At 70.3% G+C, this 24,849-nt stretch carries 23 protein-coding genes; 7 read left to right on the top strand and 16 right to left on the bottom strand.

The annotated features are described in order from the left end of the window. Positions 1 to 3: 3 nt before the first annotated feature. Genes ACOCEP_RS15285 through ACOCEP_RS15275 form a run of 3 tightly spaced genes read right to left on the bottom strand, consistent with a single transcriptional unit; the run spans position 4 to position 2,440 of the window. Positions 4 to 156 carry a hypothetical protein gene (locus ACOCEP_RS15285; protein WP_167373507.1) on the bottom strand — a complete coding sequence of 51 codons (153 nt, stop codon included), beginning with the start codon at positions 154 to 156 and terminating at the stop codon, positions 4 to 6. A 2-nt stretch (positions 157 to 158) separates the two neighbouring features. After that, complete coding sequence (locus tag ACOCEP_RS15280; RefSeq protein ID WP_482339723.1) at positions 159 to 1,751, bottom strand: DNA polymerase Y family protein; 1,593 nt, start codon at positions 1,749 to 1,751, stop codon at positions 159 to 161. A 14-nt stretch (positions 1,752 to 1,765) separates the two neighbouring features. Then, positions 1,766 to 2,440: a hypothetical protein gene (locus tag ACOCEP_RS15275; protein WP_482339722.1), complete on the bottom strand. Its 675-nt coding sequence runs from the start codon at positions 2,438 to 2,440 to the stop codon at positions 1,766 to 1,768. Positions 2,441 to 2,648: 208 nt separating this feature from the next. Here ACOCEP_RS15275 and pip point away from each other — a divergent pair, with 208 nt between their 5' ends. Then, on the top strand, positions 2,649 to 3,599 hold the full coding sequence (pip, locus tag ACOCEP_RS15270) for a prolyl aminopeptidase (protein ID WP_482337900.1): 951 nt from the start codon (positions 2,649 to 2,651) through the stop codon (positions 3,597 to 3,599). Here pip and ACOCEP_RS15265 read toward each other — a convergent pair. Together ACOCEP_RS15265 and ACOCEP_RS15260 are read right to left on the bottom strand one after the other, a co-directional pair. Continuing rightward, entirely contained in the window at positions 3,596 to 4,936 is a 1,341-nt protein-coding gene (locus ACOCEP_RS15265; RefSeq protein WP_482337898.1) for a hypothetical protein, read from the bottom strand. The genes pip and ACOCEP_RS15265 overlap by 4 nt on opposite strands. A 58-nt stretch (positions 4,937 to 4,994) precedes the next feature. Then, entirely contained in the window at positions 4,995 to 5,498 is a 504-nt protein-coding gene (locus ACOCEP_RS15260; protein WP_482337897.1) for a pyridoxamine 5'-phosphate oxidase family protein, read from the bottom strand. 180 nt (positions 5,499 to 5,678) lie between these two features. Here ACOCEP_RS15260 and ACOCEP_RS15255 point away from each other — a divergent pair, with 180 nt between their 5' ends. Further along, entirely contained in the window at positions 5,679 to 6,383 is a 705-nt protein-coding gene (locus ACOCEP_RS15255; protein ID WP_482337896.1) for an SRPBCC family protein, read from the top strand. Here the strand turns inward: ACOCEP_RS15255 and ACOCEP_RS15250 are convergent. From ACOCEP_RS15250 to ACOCEP_RS15205, 10 genes are all read right to left on the bottom strand, one after another. Beyond that, entirely contained in the window at positions 6,380 to 7,141 is a 762-nt protein-coding gene (locus ACOCEP_RS15250; protein ID WP_482337895.1) for a hypothetical protein, read from the bottom strand. The genes ACOCEP_RS15255 and ACOCEP_RS15250 overlap by 4 nt on opposite strands. A gap of 140 nt (positions 7,142 to 7,281) precedes the next feature. Next, entirely contained in the window at positions 7,282 to 7,926 is a 645-nt protein-coding gene (locus tag ACOCEP_RS15245) for a hypothetical protein (RefSeq protein WP_482337893.1), read from the bottom strand. Between the two features lie 84 nt (positions 7,927 to 8,010). After that, positions 8,011 to 9,573: a bifunctional phosphoribosylaminoimidazolecarboxamide formyltransferase/IMP cyclohydrolase gene (gene purH, locus ACOCEP_RS15240; protein ID WP_482337892.1), complete on the bottom strand. Its 1,563-nt coding sequence runs from the start codon at positions 9,571 to 9,573 to the stop codon at positions 8,011 to 8,013. Next, positions 9,570 to 10,187 (bottom strand): phosphoribosylglycinamide formyltransferase, encoded by a 618-nt coding sequence (gene purN, locus ACOCEP_RS15235; protein ID WP_482337891.1) that lies wholly within the window; start codon positions 10,185 to 10,187, stop codon positions 9,570 to 9,572. The genes purH and purN overlap by 4 nt, the downstream gene beginning before the upstream one ends. Positions 10,188 to 10,263: 76 nt before the next feature. Next, positions 10,264 to 11,721 carry a cell division protein PerM gene (locus tag ACOCEP_RS15230; protein ID WP_482337889.1) on the bottom strand — a complete coding sequence of 486 codons (1,458 nt, stop codon included), beginning with the start codon at positions 11,719 to 11,721 and terminating at the stop codon, positions 10,264 to 10,266. Between the two features lie 143 nt (positions 11,722 to 11,864). After that, the gene (locus tag ACOCEP_RS15225; RefSeq protein WP_482337888.1) at positions 11,865 to 12,677 is read right to left on the bottom strand and encodes a DUF5336 domain-containing protein; all 813 of its coding nucleotides are present in this window, start codon (positions 12,675 to 12,677) and stop codon (positions 11,865 to 11,867) included. Positions 12,678 to 13,098: 421 nt separating this feature from the next. Next, the gene (gene sucD / locus ACOCEP_RS15220; protein ID WP_005165134.1) at positions 13,099 to 13,986 is read right to left on the bottom strand and encodes a succinate--CoA ligase subunit alpha; all 888 of its coding nucleotides are present in this window, start codon (positions 13,984 to 13,986) and stop codon (positions 13,099 to 13,101) included. Position 13,987: 1 nt separating this feature from the next. Beyond that, a complete protein-coding gene (gene sucC, locus ACOCEP_RS15215) occupies positions 13,988 to 15,157 on the bottom strand; it encodes an ADP-forming succinate--CoA ligase subunit beta (RefSeq protein ID WP_126736646.1) in 1,170 nt (389 codons plus the stop codon). 117 nt (positions 15,158 to 15,274) lie between these two features. Continuing rightward, complete coding sequence (locus ACOCEP_RS15210) at positions 15,275 to 15,634, bottom strand: hypothetical protein (RefSeq protein WP_482337886.1); 360 nt, start codon at positions 15,632 to 15,634, stop codon at positions 15,275 to 15,277. Continuing rightward, on the bottom strand, positions 15,631 to 17,475 hold the full coding sequence (locus tag ACOCEP_RS15205; RefSeq protein ID WP_482337884.1) for a hypothetical protein: 1,845 nt from the start codon (positions 17,473 to 17,475) through the stop codon (positions 15,631 to 15,633). Before ACOCEP_RS15205 ends, ACOCEP_RS15210 begins: the two co-directional genes overlap by 4 nt. A gap of 586 nt (positions 17,476 to 18,061) precedes the next feature. Between ACOCEP_RS15205 and ACOCEP_RS15200 the strand changes: the two genes are divergently transcribed. Then, a complete protein-coding gene (locus tag ACOCEP_RS15200; RefSeq protein ID WP_126736643.1) occupies positions 18,062 to 18,748 on the top strand; it encodes a M23 family metallopeptidase in 687 nt (228 codons plus the stop codon). A gap of 689 nt (positions 18,749 to 19,437) precedes the next feature. Here the strand turns inward: ACOCEP_RS15200 and pcrA are convergent. Continuing rightward, complete coding sequence (pcrA, locus tag ACOCEP_RS15195) at positions 19,438 to 21,843, bottom strand: DNA helicase PcrA (protein WP_482337882.1); 2,406 nt, start codon at positions 21,841 to 21,843, stop codon at positions 19,438 to 19,440. A gap of 90 nt (positions 21,844 to 21,933) precedes the next feature. Between pcrA and ACOCEP_RS15190 the strand changes: the two genes are divergently transcribed. The 4 genes from ACOCEP_RS15190 to ACOCEP_RS15175 all read left to right on the top strand — a co-directional run bounded on the left by ACOCEP_RS15190 (position 21,934) and on the right by ACOCEP_RS15175 (position 24,814). Further along, positions 21,934 to 22,353, top strand: a complete 420-nt coding sequence (locus tag ACOCEP_RS15190; RefSeq protein WP_482337880.1) for a DUF1707 SHOCT-like domain-containing protein — start codon at positions 21,934 to 21,936, stop codon at positions 22,351 to 22,353. A 171-nt stretch (positions 22,354 to 22,524) separates the two neighbouring features. Next, positions 22,525 to 22,812 (top strand): chorismate mutase, encoded by a 288-nt coding sequence (locus ACOCEP_RS15185; RefSeq protein WP_016331191.1) that lies wholly within the window; start codon positions 22,525 to 22,527, stop codon positions 22,810 to 22,812. Positions 22,813 to 22,964: 152 nt separating this feature from the next. Next, positions 22,965 to 23,270, top strand: a complete 306-nt coding sequence (locus ACOCEP_RS15180) for a hypothetical protein (protein ID WP_034304453.1) — start codon at positions 22,965 to 22,967, stop codon at positions 23,268 to 23,270. 338 nt (positions 23,271 to 23,608) lie between these two features. Then, the gene (locus ACOCEP_RS15175; RefSeq protein ID WP_482337878.1) at positions 23,609 to 24,814 is read left to right on the top strand and encodes a hypothetical protein; all 1,206 of its coding nucleotides are present in this window, start codon (positions 23,609 to 23,611) and stop codon (positions 24,812 to 24,814) included. The last annotated feature ends 35 nt before the right edge of the window (positions 24,815 to 24,849 follow it).

Raw genomic sequence — 24,849 nt, 5'->3', positions numbered from 1 at the left:
CGGTCACCGGTTCTCGGTCGAGCTTCTCGGCGCGGGAACGAACACTTCCGCGCGCGGCACGCACGCCGCCCAAGCGGTGTCCAGCTCGGCACGCTGTACCGGGATGGCCGGCTCTTCCAGCCAGCGTCGCACCAGCCGCGTGTACTCCTCGTCCATGGTCAGTCGTACTTCCCTTCCAGTGTCCACATCGGATTCTTGTGATGCTCGAAGCGCAGCAGCACCGCCTCTTCTGCGTCCTGCCCGTCGGCCAGCAGCACCTGCAACCGCATCCGGGTCCCCGACCGGGCGTGCCCCGCCCCGGCCCGGACACCGACGAACCACGGCCCGGCCCAGGCGATCACCTCGCGCGGCTCACCGCCCTCGAAACTCACGAGGAACGGCGCGGCGGTGACCCGGCGTCGCGCGGTGATCTCCACGACGCGCCCGTTCTCGTCCAGCACCTGAGCGGGCACCGGGCGGGCGAACACCGTCGCCGGGGAGGGCGACGGAAGCCGCCCGGCCCAGTTCGCGTCCGCCTGCGCCGATTTCTCCCGCCTGTCACCCCACGGCACCAGCCGGACCCGCTCGGCGGGACCGCGACCACCGTCGAGCACCGCGGTGAAGACGCTCTCCGGGCCGAGCAGCCCCTGCACCCGCACCAGCGCGCGGCCCGCCCGCTCACCGGACAGTCCTTCGTCCTCTGTGGACGGTCGCAGCACACCCGTCGCGCCCGCCTGCCACAACCCGAGCTGCAGCGACCGTCCTTCGACCGTCTCCTCCGGCTCCAGCCGCAACCGCACGACTCCGGAATGGGGGCGGTCCTTGGCTTTCAGCCAGCCTTCGAACTGCCAGCGCACCCTGTCCGCGACGCCGAGCGGGGTCAGGGGCTCGGCGCAGCGCCACACCCGGCCGAGCTGTTCACCGGTCTCCGTGGTGGCGTAGATACCGAGCCGGGTGCAGGCCAGCCCGTGTGCGGCGAGCCCGGCGTGGAACCGTTCACCGAGCCCTTTCGCCACGAACGCGGCGGCGTCGACCCGGTCGATCGGCGGGTCGAACGCCTTCGCGAGGGAGAGTTCCGGTGGCGGCCGCCGACGCGACGGCGGCCGCTCGGACCGTCCTCGCGCCAGCCTGTGCGCGAGCACACCCTCCGCCCCGAAGCGCGCGGAGACGTCGCTTTCGTCGAGGGCGGCGAAGGCGCCCAGCGTGTGCAGGCCGAGCTGTTTGAGCAGGGTGACCAGCTCAGCCCGGCCCGCCTCGGGCTGATCGAGCTCGCGGATGGGCAACGGGGCCAGGAACTCCGCCGTGCCACCGGGTTCGACCAGCGCCGAACGGCGGGCGGCGAGCGTCGCGGCGAACAGGCCGTCGGCGACGCCGACCTGGCTTTCCACTCCCGCCGCCACGGACACCTCGTCCACCAGCCTTTCGAGCAGGCCGTGCTCACCGCCGAAGTACCCGGCCGCGCCGTCGACCGGGACGGCGACGATCCCCGGGCGCACCACCTCGACCCCGACGGCCAGCTCCTCCACCGCCCGTGCGACGGACTCGAAGAGCCGGGCGTCACGACCGTCGTCCTCGCCGAAGACCGCCAGCTCCGGGCAGCAGGACTGGGCCTCGCGCCGCCGCATCCCGCGACGGACGCCGTATCCCCTGGCCACCGCGGTGCAGGCGACCACGCGGTTCGCCGAGAAGACCGCGGCGGGACGGCCGACGGGTTCGCCCGCGACGGCCGCGGCGGCGACCGCGGGCCAGTCCGGGCACCACAGCACCAGCATGCGCACAGGCAGGTTCACGCCGTCCCCCACCTGGTCGCGGGGAAGTCCGCTCGCTCGACCTCGCCCTGGCCGGGAAACCGCAGCAAGGCCGACATCGGCCGGGCGGCCGCGCCCCGGCCGCCCGCCCGTACTTCCACCTCACGGGTGCGCAGGTAGCCCGCGCCACCGCCCTCGAAGCCCGTCCAGCGCGAGCGACGACAGCTCAGCTCGACCTCGGCACCGGGCCAGGAGCCCAGCGAAAGCAGCACCGAACCGCGGTTGCGCGCGCGGGCGGACAGCCTTCTCGCCACGTCGGGCCGGGCGAGCCCCGGACCGACGACCACGAGGTCGAAACCGTCGAGCAGGGCCGCGGTCACCGCCGGGAACTCGGCACCGGGACGGGGGACCAGCGCCAGCCTGCCCACCTCGACCCCGAGTTCCGCGGCGGCGACCACCCCGAGCGCGGGCAGGCCGACCGCGACCGCCCACGCACCGCCGGCGGTCGCGGCGGCCAGCAGGGTGAGCATCAGTGACGTGGACCCCAGCACCGAAACGGTGCTCCCGCGCCGGAGCCCCGCGGCGGGCAGCAGACCGGACAACGCCGGGGACACCGGGAGCACCCTTCCCGTCGTCCTCGCGTGTTCGGCCACGGAAGCCACGCCACTGGCCGTGCTCACTCCTGGCAAAGCCGCCAGCCTCGCCAACGGCAAGGCCCGCGCCTCGACCACCTCCGCTGTCACCGGACCTCGCCTCCCCACGACACCTAGACCGTCCTTTGTGGACGGCACCGGCGTGCCACGGGGAAGGCGGCACTTCGAACGCTTGTTCGATACCTCCAGTAGACCGGGTGGCGCAGCGGTTGTCAAGCGAGCCGGGGCCGACCGCCGGGATCCGCTCCGAGTATCCGACGATGGGCCCATGTACCCGGAGATCGAGCCCCACGCGTCAGGCCATCTGGACACCGGTGACGGCAACCTCGTGTACTGGGAGGAATGCGGGAATCCCGACGGAAAACCGGTGGTGTTCCTGCACGGCGGACCCGGCGGCGGCTGCTCGCCGTCGCACCGCCGGCTGTTCGACCCGTCCGCCTACCGGATCGTCCTGTTCGACCAGCGCGGATGCGGGCGGTCGCTGCCGCACGCTTCGGTGTCGGGCGATCTCTCGTCGAACACGACCTGGCATCTCGTCGAAGACATGGAACGCCTGCGGGAGTCGCTGGGCATCTCCCGGTGGCAGGTGTTCGGCGGGTCCTGGGGATCGACGCTGGCGCTGGCGTACGCCGAGAAGCACCCGGGACGGGTGTCGGAACTGGTGCTGCGCGGAGTCTTCACGATGCGTTCGTCCGAAGTGGACTGGTACTACCGGGGCGCCGGCGCGGCGAACGTCTTCCCGGATCTGTGGGAGAAGTTCACGGCGCCGATCGCCGGGCTCGACGGCGATCCCGTCGAGCTGTACGCGAAGCTGCTCGCCGACCCCGACCCCGCGGTGCACGGGCCCGCCGCCGTCGCGTGGAGCACCTGGGAGGGAGCGACGGTGACGCTGCTCCCCCGGCCCGAAATGGTGGCGGATTTCGCCGTACCGGAGTACGCGCTGGCGTTCGCGCGTATCGAGAACCACTATTTCGTGCACAACGGGTGGCTCGAAGAGGGACAGCTGATCCGAAACGCCGCCGTGCTGAAGGACATCCCAGGCGTGATCGTCCAGGGGCGGTACGACCTCGCCACACCCGCGGTGTCCGCGTGGGACCTGCACAAGGCATGGCCGGAATCGGAGCTGGTGATCGTGCCGGACGCCGGGCACGTGTACGACGAGCCCGGCATCCTGGCCGCGTTGCTGGAGGCGACGGACCGGTTCCGCGACCAGCCCTAGCGAGGAAGCGGGGCCGGGTGGTGCCGCCGGAACGCGGCTGCGGCGGTGCCGCCTTCACCGTGCAGCCAGTCGTAGAGGAAGCGGAACTCCGGGCCGAACCGGTCCGCCTCGGCGTTCAGCCGTTCCGGTGACGTCGACGGCCAGTGACCGGTCTCGACGCGGTCCCGCAGCACGCGCAGCGCCGTCAGTTCCTCCGCGGCGGTGTGCTGGCAGTGGCCGCCCCGGTTCACGAACAGCTGCCGGATCCGGCCGGGATCGACGCGGTCGCCGTAGGTCCGCTCGTGTTCGGGGGCGACGCCGTCGCCGATGGGGTGCAGCGTGACGACGGGCGACCGGCCACGTCCGGACGGCGTCCCGACGCGGGTGAGCCATCGGGCGGCGGCGTGGTCGGCCTCGACCCGGGGCGCGGCGGCGAGCGCGGCCAAGTCGGCGCCGAGGTCGAGGCCGGCCGCACGGTAGGCCTGTTTCACGAGGTCACGTTCACTGGACCGGGCGAGCACGTCGCGGTAGTCCACGCCGATGTTCCCGATCGGGTTCCCGCCTACCCGCGCCTCCAGGTCGGTCCGGTGCGCGCCCCAGGCGAGCTGGTCGTAGACGGCCAGGACGAACTCCGTCTGCTGACGGATCTGCGCGGCGACGTCGGCGGACCGGGGATGGTGCGCCGTCGACCAGCCGGGGACGTCGGCGAACGCGTTGGCGAGGGCGAGCCGCGCCCGTCCATCGGGTGATTCCAGCGCCTTGGCGACCACCTGACGGGCGTTCGCGAGGTTCGCCCCAGGGTCGGCGATACGAGCGACCTCCAGTTCCGGCGCCAGCAGCGTCCGGACCGTGAACCCCAGGTCGAGCGCCTGACCGAACAGAGCGGAACCGCCCGCGACGGGGCCGCACATCGCCAGCACGCCGTCGATCCGGTGCGGAAGCCGCTCGGACAACAGGACCGCGTTGAGCCCGCCGCCCGAAGCGCCCCAGGTGAGCACCTGCTCCGGACGGCCGACGGTGCGGTCGAACCAGGACAGCAACGCCGTCTGGTCATGGACGGCCTCGCGGGCCGAGAAACCGCTCGGCTTGCTGTAGAGCGACGCGGCCAGCGCGTAACCCTCGCCGAGGAGAACGGGTTTCGCCTCTTTCCGGTTGGCGAGCTCGATCTCCTCGGGCACGTAGCCCGGCGGGTAGATGCCGTGGTTGTACAGCAGCAATCTGCCGTTCCAGTTCGGCGGCACCTCGACCCGGTACGGGGCGCCGTCGATCACTCCGGTGTGCACGCGGACGTCGTCGGTCACGATGGCGGGCGCGCCGGTGACGATCAGCGCGGCGGCCAGGATTCCTGTCATTGTCATGGCGGAAAGGCTGGCAGCGCGAGGCTTCGCGGGAATCCGTCCAGACGCGGCTTCTCGTCTACGCTTCGCGGCGTACGAGCTCACTCTTGCGGCGGATGAGCTCCTCGACGGCGGAGGGCAGCGTGGTCTCGAAGTCGATGAGCTTGACCCAGGTCGGGGTCAGCACGACACGGACCATGCCGTCGTAGAGCGACCGCACGCTTTCCTCCCACTCGGCCCGCTGCTCGGGCGTCATCTCGTAGGTGCCGCTCCACTGCAGGTACTCGTCGGGGATGCCGTCCACCTGATCCAGCTCGACCGTGCCGCGGAGGAGCAGGATCTTCGGCGGATGGGATTCGGTGTCGATCGTCAGCGCCACGGCGGGGTCGCGGCGCAGCGCGGGGAGCTTCTGGGCGTTCGTCGGGGTGCACATGACGATCTCCCGGCCGTTCCAGTGGATGCCGATCGGGATCGCCCGCGGCGTGCCGTCGAGCGCGGTGTAGGCCAGGCGGGCCAAGTCGCGCGCCAGGAGCTCCTGGCTGAGCGGGCGGTTCAGGATCTCGTCGATCGTGTGCTGACGCATGTCTCTCTCCTCGGTCACCGTCTTCGCGGACACCCCGGGGACGCCTCTGCCCTGCGCACTTCGACACTCCAAAATGTGACCTGTGTCACATCGCCTTTAGCGGGCTAAACGCGATCCGGTTGTCGAAAGTGCCCCTGGCCAGGCGTCGCTCTAGTGAAGACAGAAGAGAGAGGACGAGTCATGGCGAAGGAATCCGAGGTCCGCTTCGAGGGCTTCCTCCCCACCACACCCGCGGACACCTGGGCAGCGATCACCAAGGACAGCGGCGGCTGGCTCTGGCCGATCCACTACGAACCCCGCGACGGCGGCGCCGAATCCGGCCTCACCCCCGACGGCGGCATGGTCACCGTCTGGAAGCCGTCACAGCGCTTCGTCACCTACGCGGAAGACGAAAACGGCTGGTTCAACACGCTCGAATACGTCCTCGAACCGAAGGACGGGGGCACCTACCTGCGCTTCGAGCACACCACCGTCCTCGACGACTGGGACGTCGAACACGACGCGTGCGAGCAGCACACGTCGTTCTACTACCACTCGCTGGGCGAGTATCTGACGCACTTCAACCGCCGTCAGGCGAAGTACTTCAAGGCCGACGCATCCGAAGCGTCGACGACCCCGGAGGCATTCGAGGTCGTCCGGGCGGCGATAGGCGCGAAGGCCGTGGGTGACCGGGTGTACCTCGACGTCCCCGGCGTCGAGGGTGTCGTCGACTACCTGACGCCGGCCTTCATCGGCGTCCGGACCGAAGACGCGCTGTACCGCTTCTACGGCCGGAACGTCTGGGGCTGGCCCGTCGGCATCGGACACCACCTGTTCGCCGAAGACGCCGACGCGGACGAAGCCGAGCAGGCGTGGACAGCCTGGCTGGACGGCCTGTACGCCTAGCGGGGCAGGTTCTTCACGAGCTCCGCGCCCACGGACTTCGCCACTTCGGCGGACTCCGCGGGCGGGATCGGCGAGTTCGTGAAGAACCCTTTGTCCCATCCCTTGTAGGTGACGATGACGACGTGCACGCCCTGGATGACCCGCAGCTCCGCGCCGCTGAAGGCGCTGTCGGTGTCGAGGGAGACGAGAACCGCCTTCTCCCCGATACCCTGCACCTGCTGCTGACGCTCGGACGGCGCGGCCGACCCGGTGGACGACTCCGACGCCCGCTTCTCGGCGTCCCGCCCCTCGTAGCGATACACCGTGACCTGGAGGGCACGGTCGTGGACGTTGTCGCTCTCCGGCGGCAGCCAGGAACAGCCCTGCTGCTTGGTGACGATGTCGCCCGCTTTGATCTCGTTGTCGCGGACGCCCTGGAAGCTGCTGGTGAACGTCTTGTTCAGGATCTCCGGCGAGAGGGCGCACTCGGCGGGCGGCTGCTGCGAGACCGGGGCCTTGCCGACCGACGAGTAGTACTCGGACGCGAAGATCCCGCCGGGGATGCCCAGCCCGAGAAGGACCACGCCACCCACGATCAGGCCGACGATCAGCCCGGTCTTTTTCTTCTTGGGCGGCGGCCCGTAACCGGGCGGACCGTATCCGGGCGGCGGGCCGTACCCGGGCTGGGGCGGACCGTAACCCGGCTGCTGCCCGTACCCCTGCCCAGGTTGCGGGCCGTAACCCGGCCCCTGGCCGTACCCCTGCGGCGGCTGGTGCACCGATCCTCCCCTACCGATTCGCTACGTCCGCGTCGCGTTTAGCCCGCTAAAGGCGACGCGCGCCCGGACCTGCGTTTCGCGGGCTAAACGTCATCCGCGGTCAGCATGGCACGACGGTCGACAGCGCGGGTCTCCGGTGGTCAGCGCGCCGAATCGAAGGCCGCCATGGCAACGGTCTCGGCCTCGCCGGAGAGCACGTCGGCCGGCACGCGCTCGTCCGTGAAGAAGCCCTTGTCCTTGGCCGAGTACATGACCTGGACCTGGACCTTGCCACGCTGCGCCCACAGCTCCGCCCTGCTGTGCGCGGTGCCGGACCGCTCGATCCGGAACCATGCCCGGTCCGAGATCTCCGGCAGCGGGACGACCTCGCCCGTCGCCGGTGGGGTGAAGTCGCTCGCCCGCTGCTCGGCCTCAGGTCCGGTGAAGACATTGACCGAGACGTAAAGAGATCGATAGCGGATGTGCTCGGCGGGCGTCGGCCGCCAAGTGCACGCGGTGAGCTTCGACGACGTGGCGGCCGCGGACGGTGGGCTGACCTGGACCTCGGCGAGATTCGGGACACCGAGGCGGTCCATTGTCGGCCGCAAGGCCTCGCACTCCGGCGGGGCCGGAGTCGACATCGGCGCCGCCCCTGTCGACTTGTAGTACTTCGACGCGAAGATGCCCCCGGTGACGCCACCGCCGACAAGCAGTACCAGCACCGCGACCATCACCAGGATCAGGACGACGCGGCGTTTCTTCCTTGCCTTCTCCGCCACCCACGGCGGCGGAGGTCCCTGATACATCCGAGTCCCCCTCAGATCGCGATTAGGGGGCTAAACGCAGGTCCGGGCCCGGATCGCGGTTAGCCCGCTAAACGCAGGTCGGCGTCAGTGGGCGAAGTGGCGCGTGCCTGTGAGGTACAGGGTGACCCCGGCGGCCTCGGCGGCCGCGATGACCTCGGCGTCGCGGATCGAGCCGCCCGGCTGGACGACGGCGCGGACGCCGGCCTCCAGCAGCACCTCGAGCCCGTCCGGGAACGGGAAGAAGGCGTCCGACGCGGCGACGGAGCCCTTCGCCCGGTCGCCCGCACGCGACACCGCGAGCCGCGAGGAGTCGACCCGGTTGACCTGGCCCATGCCGACGCCGACGGTCGCGCCGTCGTTCGCCAGCAGGATCGCGTTCGACTTCACCGCGCGCAGCGAACGCCACGCGAACTCGAGATCGGCCAGCGTCCGCTCGTCGGCGGGCGCGCCGGTCGCCAAGGTCCAGTTCGCCGGGTCGTCGCCCTCGGCGGCGATCGTGTCGACGGTCTGCACCAGCATGCCGCCGGAGATCGGCCGGAACTCGATCGGATCCGGCGACGTGATCGCGGGCAGCTTCAGCAGCCGCACGTTCTTCTTGCGCTGCAGAATCTCCAGCGCCTCGGCGTCGAAGTCCGGCGCCAGGACGACCTCGGTGAACACCTCGGAGATCTGCTCGGCGGCCTCGCGGCTCACCGGCCGGTTGGTCGCGATCACCCCGCCGTAGGCCGAGACCGGGTCGCACGCGTGCGCCTTCCGGTGCGCCTCGGCGATGTCCTCGCCGACCGCGATCCCACACGGGTTGGCGTGCTTGATGATCGCGACGGCCGGGGCCTCGAAGTCGTAGGCGGCGCGGCGCGCGGCGTCGGTGTCGACGTAGTTGTTGTACGACATGGCCTTGCCGTGCAGCTGTTCGGCGTGCGCGAGGCCCGGCCGCCAGTGCTTGTACAGCGCGGCCTTCTGGTGCGGGTTCTCGCCGTAGCGCAGCACGTCGCCGCGCTCCCACGAAGCGCCGGTGAAGTCCGGGAAGCCGGAGTCGTCCGCGGGCGCGTAGACGTTCGCGAACCACGAGGCGACCGCGGTGTCGTACGCCGCCGTGTGCGCGTAGGCCTGCGCGGCGAGCCGCTTGCGGTCGGCCAGTTCGAAACCGCCCGCGGCGACGCGCTCCAGCACCCACTCGTAGCGGGACGGGTCGACCACGACGGCGACGCTGTTGTGGTTCTTCGCCGCGGCGCGCACCATCGCCGGGCCGCCGATGTCGATGTTCTCGACACAGTCTTCCGGGCTCGCGCCCGAGGCGACGGTCTGCGTGAACGGGTACAGGTTGACCACGAGCAGGTCGAACGGCGCGATGTCGAGCTGCTTGAGCTGCTCGACGTGCTCCGGACGGTCACGGTCGGCGAGCAGACCGGCGTGCACGCGCGGGTGCAGCGTCTTGACCCGGCCGTCGAGGGACTCCGGGAACCCGGTGACCTCTTCGACCGGCGTCACCGGCACCCCGGTGTTCGCGATGACCTTCGCCGTGCCGCCGGTCGACACGATCTCGACACCCGCCGCGTGCAGCCCGGTGGCGAGTTCGAGCAGGCCGGCCTTGTCGGAGACGCCGATCAGCGCGCGCCGGACGGGACGCTGTCCCTGTGCGGTACTCACGAAAACCTCACCTTTCGTCCCTCGACCGCGCACCCGCTCCGGCCGAGTTTTTCGATCGTTTCCACCAGGAGCCTGCGTTCCACGGCCTTGATCCGCTCGTGCAGGACGTGCTCGTCGTCGTCGGGCTCCACGATCACCGGCTCCTGCGCGATGATCGGCCCGGTGTCGACTCCGGCGTCGACGAAATGGACCGTCGACCCGGTGACCTTGACGGCCATCGCCAGCGCGTCGGCCACGGCGTGCGCGCCGGGGAACGACGGCAGCAACGCCGGATGTGTGTTGATCACGCGGCCAGGGAACCGCGCGAGGAATTCGGCGCCGAGGATCTTCATGAACCCCGCCGAGACGACCAGATCCGGCTGGTAGGCGGCGACGGCTTCGGTGATCGCCTTGTCCCACGCCGCACGATCCGGGTGATCGGCCATCCGCACGGTGAACGACGGCACGCCGGCGCGTTCGGCCCTGGTCAGCGCCGCGACCCCGGTGCGGTCCGCTCCGACGGCGACCACCTTCGCCGGGAAGTTCGGCTTTTCGACGGCGTCGAGCACGGCTTGCAGCAGCGTGCCGGAACCGGACGCGAGGACGACGAGCTTCACCGGAGTGGGCAGGTCCAACCGACTAGCCAGAACGGGCTCCTTGCCACGGCGGTACGCACTCGGGCGTACGGCGCTTCACCTGGTCGCGACAACCCTAACGGTCGTCACCGGGGGCGCTTTCGTCGCCGGACCCCTCGGTGGAGTCGGTCACAGCGTCATCGTCGCCATCGTCGGGCTCGGGCTCGGATTCCGGCTCGGGTTCCGGCTCCGCTTCGGGCTCGGGTTCCGGCTCCGCTTCGGCTTCGGGCTCGGGTTCGGCTTCGGGGTCCGCCAAGGCCTCCTCGGCGTCCTCCACCGGTTCCTCGGTGTCTTCCTCGACCTCGGCGAGGTCTTCGACGTCGGGTTCACCCGGGGGTTCGGGGGCCTCGTGCGGTCCGGTGAAGAACGCGACGAAGCCGCCGGGAACGACGATCCAGCAGAAAGCGATCACGGAAGCGACCCCGACCGGCACGCTGACCGGGTCGAACGGACCGTCGCCGAGCCTGCCGCCGGAAAGGGTCCCGAGGATGACGCAGCCGAACGCGACGAGCGCGCCCGCGACGGCGATCGCCCGCATCCGCAGCATCGGGTCCTCGTCGATCGCGCGGAGCCGCCAGCCGACCAACGCGCCGACCAGCGCGGGCAGGAGCAGCAACGCGGGCCACCAGACGGCATGGTGCGACGGGACCCCCGCCAGCACCGGCACCCCCGGCAGCTGCCCTTCCTGGTAGCCGAACATGCCGACGGTCAGTGAACCGACCGAGAAACCCGGCCCGCTGGTGAACGACAGCGCGGCGACGACCGCGTTCGGCAGGTAGGCGACGGAAAGCAGGAACAGGCCGAAGCTCGCCCCGAACCCCGGCTCGAACAAACTGTCCACAGTGGACCAGGAGAACGCGGTGGCCGCGGTGAACACCACGGCGCCACAGGCGATCAACGCGGCGAGGCCGAGCGCACCCGCCCGCAATCCTTGGACGGCCACCGGGTCGAACCGCTCCCGCACCACGGCGGGCAGCCCACAGCTCCTGGCGACCCCCGCGATGGCGGCGATTCCGGCGAGGAGGCCCGGCACGCAGAAGGCGGTCAGCGGGTTCACGTCGACCGGCGATCCGCCCGTCAGCAGGGCGACGAGCACACCGGCCACGGCGTGGGCTCCGGCGATCACCGTCACCACCGGAACGGCGTCCGCCGGAGTCCGTCCGCCGGTCCGGCGGACGGCGCGCGCGGCCGCCCTCGCCACGAGCCAGCCGACGAGGAGCGTCGGCAGCAGGGGCAGGACGCCGAGCGGATGACCGCCGAGGTCGAGTTCCACCTGCCACGAGGCGAGCCAACCGGGGCCGGCGGCGAGCACGGCGCCGGTGGCGGAGAAGCGGGACCGATCGGCGGCGAACGAAACCATCGCGAGAACGGCCGCGACGGCGGTGAAGGAGAACAACAGGGGCGAGCAGGCCGCCGCGAGCAACACACGAACCCGCTTCGCCCTGGAGACCTCCAGCTCGGGGACGAGGTCGCTCACCGGCTCTTCGCCCGGCGGGCGTTCGTCGCGGGTGAGCAGCTTCATGAATCGCACCATGACATCCGGACTGGGCCGTCCGGGTGAGGCACGCCGCCGCCGGCCGGGGCACGTGGCCCAACCCACCCGGTCGGGTAACCCGGACAAGAAAAACACCCGCTGTGACACGGAGAGTCACAGCGGGTGTTTTCGGTTCGGGAAGGTCAGCTCTGCTGGCCGAAACCGCCGGGCGGCGTGCCCGGGTTCTGGCCCGACTCCGAGGAAGAGGAGGACGGCGGCTGCTGGAAGAACTGGCCCTGCTGCGGCGCGTACGTCGTGGCCTGCTGGCCCGGCGGCTGCGTGACCGGCGGCTGGAACCCGCCCGGCTGCGAGAACGGGCCCGACTGCTCACCCGGCTGCTGGCCCTGCTGGCCGGCGGCGGGGAACGGCTGGACCTGCGTGGCGGCCGGCCCCTGCTGGCCCTGCTGGCCGAACGGACCCTGCGGGCCCTGCTGCGGGAACTGCTGGCTGTACGGGGCCTGCGGCGCCTGCTGCTGCGGTTTCGCGGCGGGCAGCTTGATGACGTCGTGCTCGAACAGCAGCGCGGCGACCGCGACGAGCATCTGCAGGATGCCGAGGATCAGCACCACGGTGAGGATGCCGGGGACCGAGACGTCCTCACGGCCGCTCCCGTAGCCGATGATCAGGTCCAGGCCGCCGAACGCGCCGAGGACACTGAACAACGCGGCGAACGGCAGCGTCTTCGGGCCGCGCGGCAGCGCGTGCAACCCCGCGAGCAGACCGCTGACCAGCAGGAAGAGCGAGACCTGCCCGGCGGCGTCGGCCTCGTCCGAGAAGCCGATGAAGAACTGCACCAGGCCGAGGACGGCGACGGCGAGCGCGAGCAGCAACGCCAGGTTCAGCGGGGCGGCCGGTGACGGCGCCTGCTGCTGCGGAAAGGCTCCCGAGCCGGGGTTGGGGTGTTGCTGGCCGCCACCCTGCTGGGGGTAGCCGGGCCCACCGCTGGGATAGGACATCCGAATGCTCTCCTGTCGTTCGACCGGCACCCCGGGGCGCGCGGGACTCCCGGGACAAACGAGGCGGCTGTGATGCTCGAACGCTAGCGCACACGCGGACACCCCACGCCTCGGGCTCTGAGACGTCTCTACACCCGGTCAGGTTCCCGGCGGAACCCCTCGACGACGACCGGATCGCGATTAGGGGGCGAAAGGCGACGCGGCCCCCTGATCGCGTTTAGCCCGCGAAACGCAGGTCGGCCGCCCGATCGCGTTTAGCCCGCGAAACGCAGGTCGGCCGCCCGATCGCGTTTAGCCCGCGAAACGCAGGTCGGGGGCGCACCTGCGTTTAGCCCCCTAATCGCGATCCGGGGCGCAAAGAGGCGGGCCGGGCACCGGTGAGGGTGCCCGGCCCGCCGGGGAAAGCGTCAGTCTCCGCAGATCAGAGGCTGTTGTACAGCTCGCGCGCCAGGACGGCGGTCTCGCTCGGGGTCTTCCCGACCTTGACGCCGGCGGCCTCGAGGGCCTCCTTCTTCGCGGCGGCCGTGCCGGAGGAACCGGAGACGATGGCGCCGGCGTGGCCCATGGTCTTGCCCTCGGGCGCGGTGAAGCCCGCGACGTAGCCGACGACCGGCTTCGTCACGTTGTCCTTGATGTAGGCCGCGGCGCGCTCTTCGGCGTCGCCGCCGATCTCGCCGATCATCACGATGACCTTGGTCTCGGGGTCGGCCTCGAACGCCTCGAGGGCGTCGATGTGCGTCGTGCCGATGACCGGGTCGCCGCCGATGCCGACACCGGTCGAGAAACCGATGTCACGCAGCTCGTACATCATCTGGTAGGTCAGCGTGCCCGACTTCGACACGAGACCGATCGGGCCGGCACCGGTGATGTCGGCCGGGATGATGCCCGCGTTCGACTTGCCCGGGCTGATCACGCCGGGGCAGTTCGGCCCGATGATGCGGGTCTTGTTGCCGGTCGCGACCGCGTGCGCCCAGAAGTAGGCGGAGTCGTGCACCGGGATGCCCTCGGTGATCACCACGGCGAGCGGGATCTCGGCGTCGATCGCCTCGATGACCGCGTCCTTGGCGAACTTCGGCGGCACGAAGATGACCGAAACGTCGGCGCCGGTCTCCTTGATGGCCTCCTCGACCGTGCCGAACACGGTGAGGTCCTTGCCCTCGATGGAGACGGTCTGGCCGGCCTTGCGGGCGTTGACGCCACCCACGATGTTCGTGCCGGACTTCAGCATCTTGGTCGCGTGCTTCATGCCCTCGGAGCCGGTGAGCCCCTGGACGATGACCTTGCTGTTCTCGTTGATGAAGATCGACATCTCACGCACCTGCCGCGGCGAGCTCGGCGGCCTTGTCGGCCGCGTTGTCCATTGTGTCCACCACGGTGACGAGCGGGTGGTTCGCGTCGGCGAGGATCTGACGTCCTTCGACGACGTTGTTGCCGTCCAGCCGCACGACGAGCGGCTTGGTGGCCTCGTCGCCCAGGATCTTCAGCGCTTCGACGATGCCGTTCGCGACGGCGTCGCAAGCGGTGATGCCACCGAAGACGTTGACGAAGACGCTCTTCACGTCGGTGTCGTTGAGGATGACGTCCAGACCGGCCGCCATGACCTCGGCCGAAGCGCCGCCGCCGATGTCGAGGAAGTTGGCCGGCTTGACGCCGCCGTGCTTCTCGCCCGCGTACGCCACGACGTCCAGCGTGGACATCACGAGGCCCGCGCCGTTGCCGATGATGCCGACCTCGCCGTCGAGCTTGACGTAGTTGAGGTCCTTGGCCTTGGCCTTCGCCTCGAGCGGGTTCTCCGCGTCCTTGTCGACCAGGGCCTCGTGGCCCGGCTGACGGAACGAGGCGTTCTCGTCGAGGGTGACCTTGCCGTCGAGGGCGATGATCTTGTCCTGCGGGTCACGGACCAGCGGGTTGACCTCGACCAGCGTGGCGTCCTCGGAGACGAAGGTCTCCCAGAGCTTCACGACGACGTCGGCGGCCTCGTCGACGACCTTCTCCGGGAACTTGCCCGCGGTCAGGATCTCGACGGCCTTCGCCTTGTCGACACCGGCGATCGCGTCGACCGGGATCTTCGCGAGCGCTTCGGGACGCTCGACGGCCAGCTGCTCGATCTCCACGCCGCCTTCGGCGGAAGCCATCGCGAGGAAGGTGCGGTTCGCACGGTCCAGCAGGAAGGAGAAGTAGTACTCCTCGGAAATGTCCGAGGCTTCGGCCACCAGCACGCGACGCGTGATGTGGCCCTTGATGTCCAGGCCGAGGATCGCCTCGGCCTTCTCGGCGGCCTCATCCGGCGTCTGGGCCAGCTTGACGCCGCCCGCCTTGCCGCGGCCGCCGGTCTTGACCTGGGCCTTGATGACGACCTGGTTGCCGATCTTCTCGGCGGTGGCCTTGGCTTCTTCGGGGGTGTTTGCCACGGCACCCGGCAGAACCGGTACTCCGTGGGCGGCGAAGAGATCCCTCGCCTGGTATTCGTAGAGGTCCACTACTCCAGTCTCCTGACGACACGCCACTGTGGTGGTCCGTTGCCGGACCGCGCTGTCGGACCAGTCGAGGTTAGCGACCTGCGTAGAAGCAGGGGACTCCGCACCTGGTGAAGTCGGTCACCGTACGCGGTCAGACGGTGTTTCCACGGTGTGAGACCGCACACCGGAGACCCAGTTCGCCGCGTTTTCCAGGGTTTCGAAGACGTTCTCGAACCCGCTCGGGCCGTTACCGACCGCGAAGAGCCGAACGCCGGGGACCGCGGCGGCCAGCCCTTCCGGTTCGCTCGCACCGCACAGCACGCCGAGGATGTCCGGATCCTCCTGTTCGACCGTGCTGACCATTTGGCCGACCGTTTCGAGACGCCCGGCGTAGACCACCTCGACGCCTTCGTCGCGCAGCAGCCGCCCGAGAGCGACCGCCGAACCTTCCTCGACGTCGAACTCGGCCAGCACGACCCGGAGAAGACGGCGCGTCATCCGGCCCGCCGTGCGCCAGCGACGGCCATCCCGGCCGTGACGAGGGTGGCGACGACGCCGGCGAGCGCGAGCCAGAACCCGATCCCGGCCGACGAGCCGTCGTACTCAGAGCCGACGAGCGGGAGTTCCGCCGCGCGCAGGCCGAGCACCAGCGCGGCCCCGGCCAAGGCGGACGCCGCCGCGGCCGGCCGGGAGCGCGGAACGAGCGCGTACAGGCCGAGGACGACCGCGAGCGCGCCGAGCAGGCCCCACGACGCCGCGCCGAAATCCGACCACAACCCGGGAGCGGTGTAGCCCGGCGCGGTGAACACCGGCGTGCCGAACGCGACGATCGCCAGCACCGCCGCCGCCACGAGCGGGGTGAGCACGTTCCCGCCCGCCCGCGTCCCGTCCAGGCCGGTGTCCAGCTCCGCGTTGTCGTCTTCGGAGACGTCGCGCTCCACGACTCCGGTGATCACCGCGGCGAGCGCGGCGACGGCCGCCAGCACGAGCGCGATGAACGTCCACGTGACACCGGGGCCCGCCGAAAAGCCGACCTTGTCCGGTAGCGGCAGCGGCAGGTCGACCCCGAACAGCGCCGGGTCCACCGCTTTGTCCTCGGTCACGGACAGGGCGGCGCTCAGCACCGCCGCGCCCGCGAGGACGACACCCGCCCACGTGGCCGCGACGATTCCTCTGGCGAACGCGGAGAGCCGCGGCACGAAGACGAACAGCGCGGGCACGGCGAGCACGACCGCGGCGCCGAGCAGCAGCCAGCGCGACGGTGTCTCGGGTACCGGCGTCGGACCGTTGGCCTTCAGCACCGGAGCCAGCGCACCCGCCGCCGCGGCTCCGGCGGCGAGCAACGCCAGGCCGCCGGTGGCCAGCCGCCACCAGAACAATCCCGGCAGCTTGGCCTCGCCCGCCAGGTCACCGGTGGCGGCCTCGCCCGCTTCCGCGACGTCGAACCGGGTGAAGGCGAGCCCCACCAGCGCCAGACCCGCGACGGTCACGACCACCGAACCGGGCGCGACCGAAAGCCGGTCCACGACCGATCCCGCGATCAGGGGCGGGATCCCGACCGCGAGCGCGCCCAGCCCCGCTCCGGCGAATCCGCCCTTGCCGACCTCGGCCGAGGGCGAACTCACCGCCACGAGCGCGGTCAGCGGCAGCAGAGCGGCGAGCAACAGGTACCCGGCCATCGCGACGGTCGGGCCCTCGAAGGCGTTCTTGGCCAGGAGGTACGCGTTGCCCGATCCGAACGGCGCGAGGAGCAGGCCGACCCCACCCGCCACTCCGAGCACGGGTCCGAGCAGCCGCCAGCGACGCCGTCCGTCGAGCTCACCCGCCAGTTCCGCCTCGTCGCGGGCGGCCCCGGCGGCGAACGCGCCGGCCGCGAGCGTGAGCAGGTGGCCCGCCACCAGCGGCCACAGCCCCGGCCCCGCCGGAGGCAGCGCGAGCAGCCTGTCGGCGAGGAACAGTTCCGGGCGCGCGGCGAGGGAGCCGTCGGCGAGCAACTGCAGATCCAGCAGCAGCCGTCCGGGCGCGAGCGCGGTGAGCCCGAGCACCAGGCCCGCCGCGAGCCCCGACCGTCCGGTGACCACCGCGTAGAGCACGGCGGCGGCGGGCGCCAGAGCCAGCACGACCAGCAGGGGGGCGGCGGTGAAACCAGGCGAACCGCCCTGGATCACGGGCAGCAGCGCGCCGGCCGCCAGCGCGACCGAACCGGCCGACACCAGCCCCGCCGACAGCAGAAGCGCTCGCGGGCGGGCGCCCGGTTCGCTCCGGAGAAGTTCGGCGGACGCGGTACCGGGGACGGCTTGCCCGGCGGAGTCGCCAGGGTGCCGTGAGCGCGAAGTCATCGACGGCGACGCTAGCAAGCCGGGGTCGGCGGGGCCCGCCAGCAGGGGCCACCCCAGGTACGACCGGCGCTCGGCCGGCCCCTGAAGAAGCCCAACCCGGGCAAACCTCCTTCAACACCGTCGAGCAACCGCTTATTTCGCTCGTTTGCCTCCTTTCCGGCCCTCCGGTACCCCCGAATGGCCCTCCGATCTTGTAACGCAAGTCACACGGTTGTGAGTAAACCTGGTCTAACTTTGGGTAATCCTCACTGGACAACGGCCAGATCGCCGTCGCCCGATCGGCCGAGAGCGCCGCCAGATCTTGCTGATCGGGGTGCCGCTTCGTTACTGTCCCGGGGTCCCCATTACAGTCAGATCACGAATGAGAGCACCGAACGAACCACCCCCGAGGTCGTTCACCGGGATCCCCCGCCCGGGCTCTTGATCCGACTCCCCGAACACGGAAGGCCCCGTCTTGGCTTCACACCGCTCCCCCGGCGGCCAAGCTCCTTCCCCGGCGCTCGAGAACGCACTCGATGGTGCGGTCGTCCGCGTCCGGGGCTCGCACCGCCTGTCGCCCCCGTCCTCGGCCCTTCGTGGCCGTGTCGTGGTCGCAGCCGTCGCTGCCGGCGCCTTCGCGGCCGCCGCTGCCGGGCAGACCCTGAAGTCCGTTTCGGAATCCTCCGACGCCGCCGTCACGCCGCTGGCCAGCACCCAGGACGCGAGCGCCTCGTTCGCCCTCGGTGGCGGAGCCGGTGGTGGCGCCCCTGAGCTGCTGCCGACGAGCCAGTCGACCAACGCCTCCGCCGAAGCTCAGAAGCTCTCGGAGAACAACAGCATCACCCAGGCCCGCGTCAAGCGTGAGGCCGAAGCGGCCCGCAAGGCCGAAGAAGAGGCCAAGCGCCCCAAGACCTGCATGCCGGCCAAGGGCACCTTCACCTCGGGCTTCGGTGCCCGGTGGGGCACGAGCCACCTCGGCATCGACATCGCGGCCCCGATCGGCACGCCGATCGTCGCGGCCTCCGACGGCACGGTCATCGAAGCGGGCCCGGCCAGCGGTTTCGGCCTCTGGGTCAAGGTTCAGCTCGCCGACGGCACCATCCACGTCTACGGCCACATGAACTCGTTCTCCGTCCGCGAAGGCCAGAAGGTCAAGTGCGGCGAGGAGATCGCCGAGGTCGGCAACCGTGGTCAGAGCACCGGCCCGCACCTGCACTTCGAGGTGTGGCAGAACGGCACGAAGAAGATCGACCCGCGCCCGTGGCTCGCCGCCCGTGGCGTGAGCGTCGGCTGATCGAGCCTCCGCTTTCCTCTCGACGCAACACCTTTTCACCGCATCGGTGACTCCACCCGTGGAGAAGGCGCGCCGGGCGAAGACGCTCTGGCGCGCCCTCAGGCCCTCCGCTTCCCGTTTCGCAAACGCCGAGGACACCGGCTTCGGAAACATCGGGAAGCGTAGTAGGCCATCGGGCGCGGAACTCGCGCGGCCTTCCGGCCCCTCAGAGCGCTCACGCGACGCCGCCGGGCGACTTCCGGACGAAGTACCCCACGGCGATCTGCCACACCGTGCAGAGACCCACTGGCCGCTGTCGGGCGAAAAATCCCCAAGGAAGAGTTCGGCACCCGGCTGGCCGCGGCCCGAACAGCCATCGCCGCGCGTGCCCGCATACGACACACCGTCCGGCCCCGTCCGGTTCGTGCGTCCGCAGTAACGCGCGCCAGGCCGCGACCAGCCTGAGCACTTCCGGCGGTTCCGGACCCCGATCCGTCCCCGCCCCTTCTTCAACACCCCGCAAATACTCGAGTACCCCACTCGAGAGAACCCCAAACAAGACCCCGTCCACACCGCTGCGCCCCTCCTCCTGAACGGGGCACACCGGCTCGTCCAGCCTACCCCAGCGCATCGAACTCGTGTTCGATGGCACAGGTATACGGGAAGGGTCCGACAGTTTTCGCGAGCGATGAAGAAACCGCAGGTCAGGGCTAGAGTTTGACCATCGGGACGCTGCCGATGAGCATCAGCCGGACCTTGCCGGCGGCACCGAAGTCGATCGTCGCCGTGGCCCGCGGGCCCGTGCCGTCGCAGGCGACGACGGTGCCGAGCCCGTACTTGTCGTGGCTGACCCTGTCGCCGACGTCCAGTTTGAGCGCGACGGTGTCCTTCCAGCCCTTGCCGAACGGGCTCGTGCTCGCCGACCGCGAGGCCGGCGAGCCACCGCCGCGGCTCCCCCAGGTCGTCGCCGCACGCGGCGATCCACCCGAGGAACCGAAACCGCCGGAGGACGACGAAGGCGCGAGCCTGCGCCAATCGACCAGGTCGGCGGGAAGTTCGTCCAGGAACCGCGAGGCCGGGTTCATCTGCGGCTGCCCCCAGGCGGACCGCACCATCGAGCGGGAGACGTACAGCCTCTTCCTCGCCCGCGTGATCGCGACGTAGGCGAGCCGGCGCTCTTCGGCCAGCTCAGTCGGGTCACCGAGCGCGCGCATATGCGGGAAGATCCCGTCTTCCCAGCCCGTTCCGAAGACGACCGGGTACTCGAGGCCCTTCGCGGTGTGCACGGTCATCAGCGTGACCACACCCGCGTCGTGCCCCTCGCCGTCGTCTCCGCCGTCGGGCGACGGGACCGAATCCGCGTCCGCCACCAGGGAGACCCGCTCCAGGAACGCGGGCAGCGAGCCCGGCTCCGGCACACCCGGCTCGGTCTCCGGCAGTTCACCCTCCGGACCGGCGACCTCGGTGGTGAACTCGGTGAACTCCCGCGCGACGGTGACGAGTTCCGTCAGGTTCTCCACTCGCGACGCGTCCTGTGGGTCTTCGGATTCCTCGAGTTCCGTGCGGTAGCCGGTGCGCTCCAGGACCGCTTCGAGGATGTCGGCGACCTCCGCGCCGCTTTCCACGACCTCGCCGAGCTCGTCCATCAACTCGACGAAACCGGTGATCGCCTTGGCGGAGCGCGGGTTCAGCAACGGCACCTCGCCGTTGACGGCACCGCGCAACGCCTGCGCGAACGAGACGCGCTCACGCTCGGCGTACGTCGCGATGACGGCTTCGGCGCGGTCACCGATGCCTCGTTTGGGGACGTTGAGGATGCGGCGCAGGCTGACCGTGTCCTCCGGGTTCGCCAGCACCCTCAGATACGCGAGCATGTCGCGGACCTCGCGCCGTTCGTAGAACCGCACCCCGCCGACGACCTTGTACGGCAGGCCGAGGCGGATGAAGATCTCTTCGAACACGCGGGACTGGTTGTTGGTGCGGTAGAAGACCGCGACGTCGGAGTAGTCCGCTTCGCCCTTGTCCGCCAGCGCGTCGATCTCACCCGCGACGAACGCCGCTTCGTCGTGCTCGTTGTCCGCGACGTAGCCGACGATCTTCTCTCCGTCACCGGAATCGGTCCACAGCCGCTTCGCGCGCCTGTTGGGGTTTCGCGCGATGACCGCGTTCGCCGCGTTCAGGATCGTCTGGGTCGAGCGGTAGTTCTGTTCCAGCAGCACGGTCCGCGCGTTCGGGAAGTCGCGTTCGAATTCCTCGATGTTGCGGATCGTCGCGCCGCGGAAGGCGTAGATCGACTGGTCCGCGTCACCCACGACGCAGAGTTCGGCGGGCTCGATGCCGGCCTCGTTCGCCTCGGTGCCGACCAGTTCGCGGACCAGCGTGTACTGCGCGTGGTTCGTGTCCTGGTACTCGTCGACCAGCACGTGCCGGAACCGCCGCCGGTAGTACTCGGCGACGTCCGGGTACCGCTGCAGGAGTTCGACCGTCCGCATGATGAGGTCGTCGAAGTCGAACGCGTTGGCCTGGTTCAGCCGCCGCTGGTATTCGACGTAGACCTCGGCGACGCGGCGTTCCAAGTCGTTGCCCGCGTCGGCGACCGCCGTCTCCGGATCGATCAGCTCGTTCTTGAGGTTCGAGATGTGCACGGCCAGCGTGCGCGCCGCGTACTTCTTCGGGTCGATGTCGAGATCCCGGGCGACGAGGGTGATGAGCCGCTTCGTGTCGTCCGAGTCGTAGATGGAGAAACTCGACGACATCTCCAGCGTTTTGGCCTCACGGCGCAGGATCCGCACGCACATGGAGTGGAACGTCGACACCCACATGGCGTTCGCGCGGCGGCCGACGAGGTCGCTCACCCGCTCCCGCATCTCCGCGGCCGCCTTGTTGGTGAACGTGATCGCCATGATCTGGCCGGGGTGCACGTCCCGTTCGGCCAGCAGGTACGCGATCCGCCGGGTCAGCACCCGGGTCTTGCCGGAACCCGCGCCCGCGACGACCAGCAGCGGCGAGCCCGCGTGGGTCACGGCTTCGCGCTGCGCCGGGTTCAGGTCGTCGAGCAGGTCCGAGTGCCGGGACTTGGCCGGACCGTCCGCTGGGAGATCGAAGAGGGTGTTCATCGCCGGTCCACGCTACAGCGCCGGGCGTAGGCGATGTTGCCGCCTGCCGTCCGACGCGCGAGCGGGGTTCGCGGCGGAGGATCGGTCGCCATGGACACCAACGGAATTCCCTCCCGGCTCAGGGCCGCCGACGTCGACCGCGAGCGGGTCGCCACCCGCATCCAGGCCGCCGGCGGTGAAGGCCGTCTCACTCTCGAAGAAGTGGAAGACCGGCTGAGCGCCGTGTATTCCGCCAAATACACCGACGACCTCGTCGCGCTCACGTCGGATCTGCCGAAACCCGCGCCGAAACGGCGCCCGGTCGTGTTCGGGCATCCGGCCGTGCGGATCCACCTCGCGGTCGCCGTGGTGCTTTCGGTGCTGCTGATCGTCCGCTGGACGGCATCGGGGGCGCCGTTCTTCTGGCCCGCGATGCCGATGTTCTGGCTGGCGATGAGCGTCCTCGTGCACGCCCGCGTCCGCGGAGCGCGCCGCCGCTTCGAGCGGGAGGACCGCTTCGCTGTGGCATAATGATCGGCATGCGGCACCACGCGACGCGATTTTTTTACGGGATCCGGACTCCGGCTCCCGTGATCGCATAGTGCCGCCAATGCCATCACCCGAAGCCCCGGAGTCCACGGACCCCGGGGCTTTGCGCTGTTCCGGGGGCCAGCAGGGAATCCGGACCGAAGAGAGGTCCCGATGAACACCACACAGAAGCCGGACGCCGAAGAACCCACCGCCACCGCCGAAGAGATCGGCGAGCTCCGCAAGGAGATCGACTTCCTCGACGGCGAGATCCTGCGGCTCGTCAAACGCCGCGTCGAGGTCTCCAAGACGATCGGTGCGGCCAGGATGGCCGCCGGCGGCACCAGGATCGTCTACAACCGCGAGATGGACGTGCTGGCGCGCTACCGCGAGCTCGGGCCGGAGGGACGGCAGCTGGCGATGGCGCTGCTCAACCTCGGTCGGGGCAGGCTGGGGCGGTAGGTGGTAGCAAAGGTCCCTTGCTCCCCCAAGGCCCGTCCGGATCGCGTTTAGCGGGCTGAACGCGATCCGGCGACGTCACGATCCTGTGCCGTGAGGTGGAACTCAGGGTGTTCCCCGAGCCACGACGGCGCGGGACAGGGCAAACTGGACACATGATTAACCTCATCGCCGTGATCATCGCGATCGCCGGTGTCCTGGCGGCATTGGGCCATCTCGGTTATCTCGCCATGCTGAACAACGCGGCGGGTAAGCGCGCGGGCGGCACCCCCATCGCCCAGTACGTCAAGACGCGCTGGCCGATCGCAGCGGGTACCACGGCCGCCTCGCTTTTCGCCTGGCTGCTCACGAGTGGGGGAACGACGCTCGACGTCATCGCCATTTTGCTCGCTGCGGGTAGCGGGATCACCGCCACGAAAGCCCTGCAGTCGACCCAGCAGAAGTACCGCAGCGGCAACTGAACGGCTTCACCAGCGCCGATAGCGCTCCGTTACGTCACCGAGGCCCGTTCGGCCGCGCCCGACCGAGTGAAACATCTGCAACTTGCAGAGTGGGTGAAGACTTGCGGGTGTCGAACTTTTAGTGTGTTCCTCGTGTGGACCCTTGCGTCTGGGTCGGGCGATGCCCGTATGGCGCGCGGGGGCGATGGCCCCGCGCGCCCCCAGTCGTATGCGCGTGCATTTGCTCACGAGAGTGCTTGGGAGTCTGCAAGCGAGGGATCCCGTGAACCCGCTGCTCCGTTCGGCTTAACCGGTGTCACATCGCCGTCAGGGCCGGCCCGTGAGGGGGTCGCTCGGACATGAACGGCTGGGCGGAACGACAGGGACGCGACGGCATCACACAGACAGGACGTCACCGGGCGGGTGGCGCCGAGAGCTGGACCCCACCCGTGCCGCCGAGGCGGCAGCGCCCGACCGGGCACGGGCATCACGCGCACCGCGAGTTCGCCCCGCCCTCCACCGGTTCCCTCCCCTTGCCGCCACCGCGGGACAGGAGGGCGCCGAGCCCTGGCTACGCCCCATCGAGCGGCCGTCTGCCGCTCCCCCAGCCCGCGCGCGTCGAGGTCTCCTTCACCGAACCGGTCCCCGCGGAAGAACGGACGGCGAAGGTCGCGCAGCGCACGAAGGTGACGCTGACGGCTCCCGCTCCCCGCCGTCCCGAGCCGGTGGAGGTCGACGACACCGACGACGTCCGCGTCTACCTCGCCCCGCCGGTCGACGGCCTGAGCACCTTCGACCTCGGTTCGGTGCCCGCGTCGGTGACCCCGCCCAAGACCTGGCGCAAGGCCGCCTGGTTCGCGGCGGCGGCGTCCGCGCTGGTCGTGGTCGGCTTGCTCTTCGCCGGTTCGTACCTGGTCGGCAAACCCCTCCCGGAGCAGCAGAGCCAGGGCGGCTGGCCCGGATACCGCGGCGGCAGCCCGATGACCCAGGACGATGTCGCCGGCCATCCGGCCACGCCGCCGCAGGGAGGCGCGGTCGGCAACCCGTCCGAATCCGCGACCGAGTCCGCCACCAGGGACGACAGCAGCTCCGCCAACTCGGGCACCGCCTCGGACAGCGAGACCGCCGGGACCGACTCGTCGCGGCCCGGCTCCAGCTCCGGCCCGGTGACGTCCGGGCGGCCCACGCCGCCGTCGAGCGACCGGCCGCAGAAGCCGCCGGTCGTCCCCGCCAACCGCACCACCACCCCGGCCCCCTGGTACGCGTCGCAGCCGGACGCGGAGGCGATGGGCGACAACACCGAGATCTTCCTCAACTCGGTCACCACGAACCCCCAGGAAGCGTCCTCGGTGACCTCCGGCGGCCTGCGCGACGAAGGCGCGGAAGGCCTCCGGGACCGCTACCGCGACGTCGCCTACTTCGAGGTGAAGAAGGTCAGCATCGACCAGCGCCGCGGGGTCACGGTCAACACCGTCGAGGTCACGCACAAGGACGGCACGAAGACCATGGAGCAGCGCACGTTCACCTTCGGCGACGACGACAAGATCGTCGACGACGGCATGTAGGCGACCACGCACGTGCAAGTGTCCTGTTCCTCTGC

It is taken from the genome of Amycolatopsis sp. CA-211722, assembly GCF_056828465.1.
This window is presented reverse-complemented; position numbering and strand designations above follow the sequence as displayed.

Coding starts and splice junctions, on each gene's coding strand:
- pip (WP_482337900.1), top strand. CDS start 2,649: ATGTACCCGGAGATCGAGCCCCACGCGTCAGGCCATCTGGACACCGGT.
- ACOCEP_RS15285 (WP_167373507.1), bottom strand. CDS start 156: ATGGACGAGGAGTACACGCGGCTGGTGCGACGCTGGCTGGAAGAGCCG.
- pcrA (WP_482337882.1), bottom strand. CDS start 21,843: ATGAACACCCTCTTCGATCTCCCAGCGGACGGTCCGGCCAAGTCCCGG.
- ACOCEP_RS15280 (WP_482339723.1), bottom strand. CDS start 1,751: ATGCTGGTGCTGTGGTGCCCGGACTGGCCCGCGGTCGCCGCCGCGGCC.
- ACOCEP_RS15185 (WP_016331191.1), top strand. CDS start 22,525: ATGAACACCACACAGAAGCCGGACGCCGAAGAACCCACCGCCACCGCC.
- ACOCEP_RS15225 (WP_482337888.1), bottom strand. CDS start 12,677: ATGTCCTATCCCAGCGGTGGGCCCGGCTACCCCCAGCAGGGTGGCGGC.
- ACOCEP_RS15205 (WP_482337884.1), bottom strand. CDS start 17,475: ATGACTTCGCGCTCACGGCACCCTGGCGACTCCGCCGGGCAAGCCGTC.
- ACOCEP_RS15265 (WP_482337898.1), bottom strand. CDS start 4,936: ATGACAATGACAGGAATCCTGGCCGCCGCGCTGATCGTCACCGGCGCG.
- ACOCEP_RS15260 (WP_482337897.1), bottom strand. CDS start 5,498: ATGCGTCAGCACACGATCGACGAGATCCTGAACCGCCCGCTCAGCCAG.
- ACOCEP_RS15175 (WP_482337878.1), top strand. CDS start 23,609: ATGAACGGCTGGGCGGAACGACAGGGACGCGACGGCATCACACAGACA.
- sucD (WP_005165134.1), bottom strand. CDS start 13,986: ATGTCGATCTTCATCAACGAGAACAGCAAGGTCATCGTCCAGGGGCTC.
- ACOCEP_RS15190 (WP_482337880.1), top strand. CDS start 21,934: ATGGACACCAACGGAATTCCCTCCCGGCTCAGGGCCGCCGACGTCGAC.
- ACOCEP_RS15255 (WP_482337896.1), top strand. CDS start 5,679: ATGGCGAAGGAATCCGAGGTCCGCTTCGAGGGCTTCCTCCCCACCACA.
- ACOCEP_RS15180 (WP_034304453.1), top strand. CDS start 22,965: ATGATTAACCTCATCGCCGTGATCATCGCGATCGCCGGTGTCCTGGCG.
- ACOCEP_RS15245 (WP_482337893.1), bottom strand. CDS start 7,926: ATGTATCAGGGACCTCCGCCGCCGTGGGTGGCGGAGAAGGCAAGGAAG.
- ACOCEP_RS15230 (WP_482337889.1), bottom strand. CDS start 11,721: ATGGTGCGATTCATGAAGCTGCTCACCCGCGACGAACGCCCGCCGGGC.
- ACOCEP_RS15210 (WP_482337886.1), bottom strand. CDS start 15,634: ATGACGCGCCGTCTTCTCCGGGTCGTGCTGGCCGAGTTCGACGTCGAG.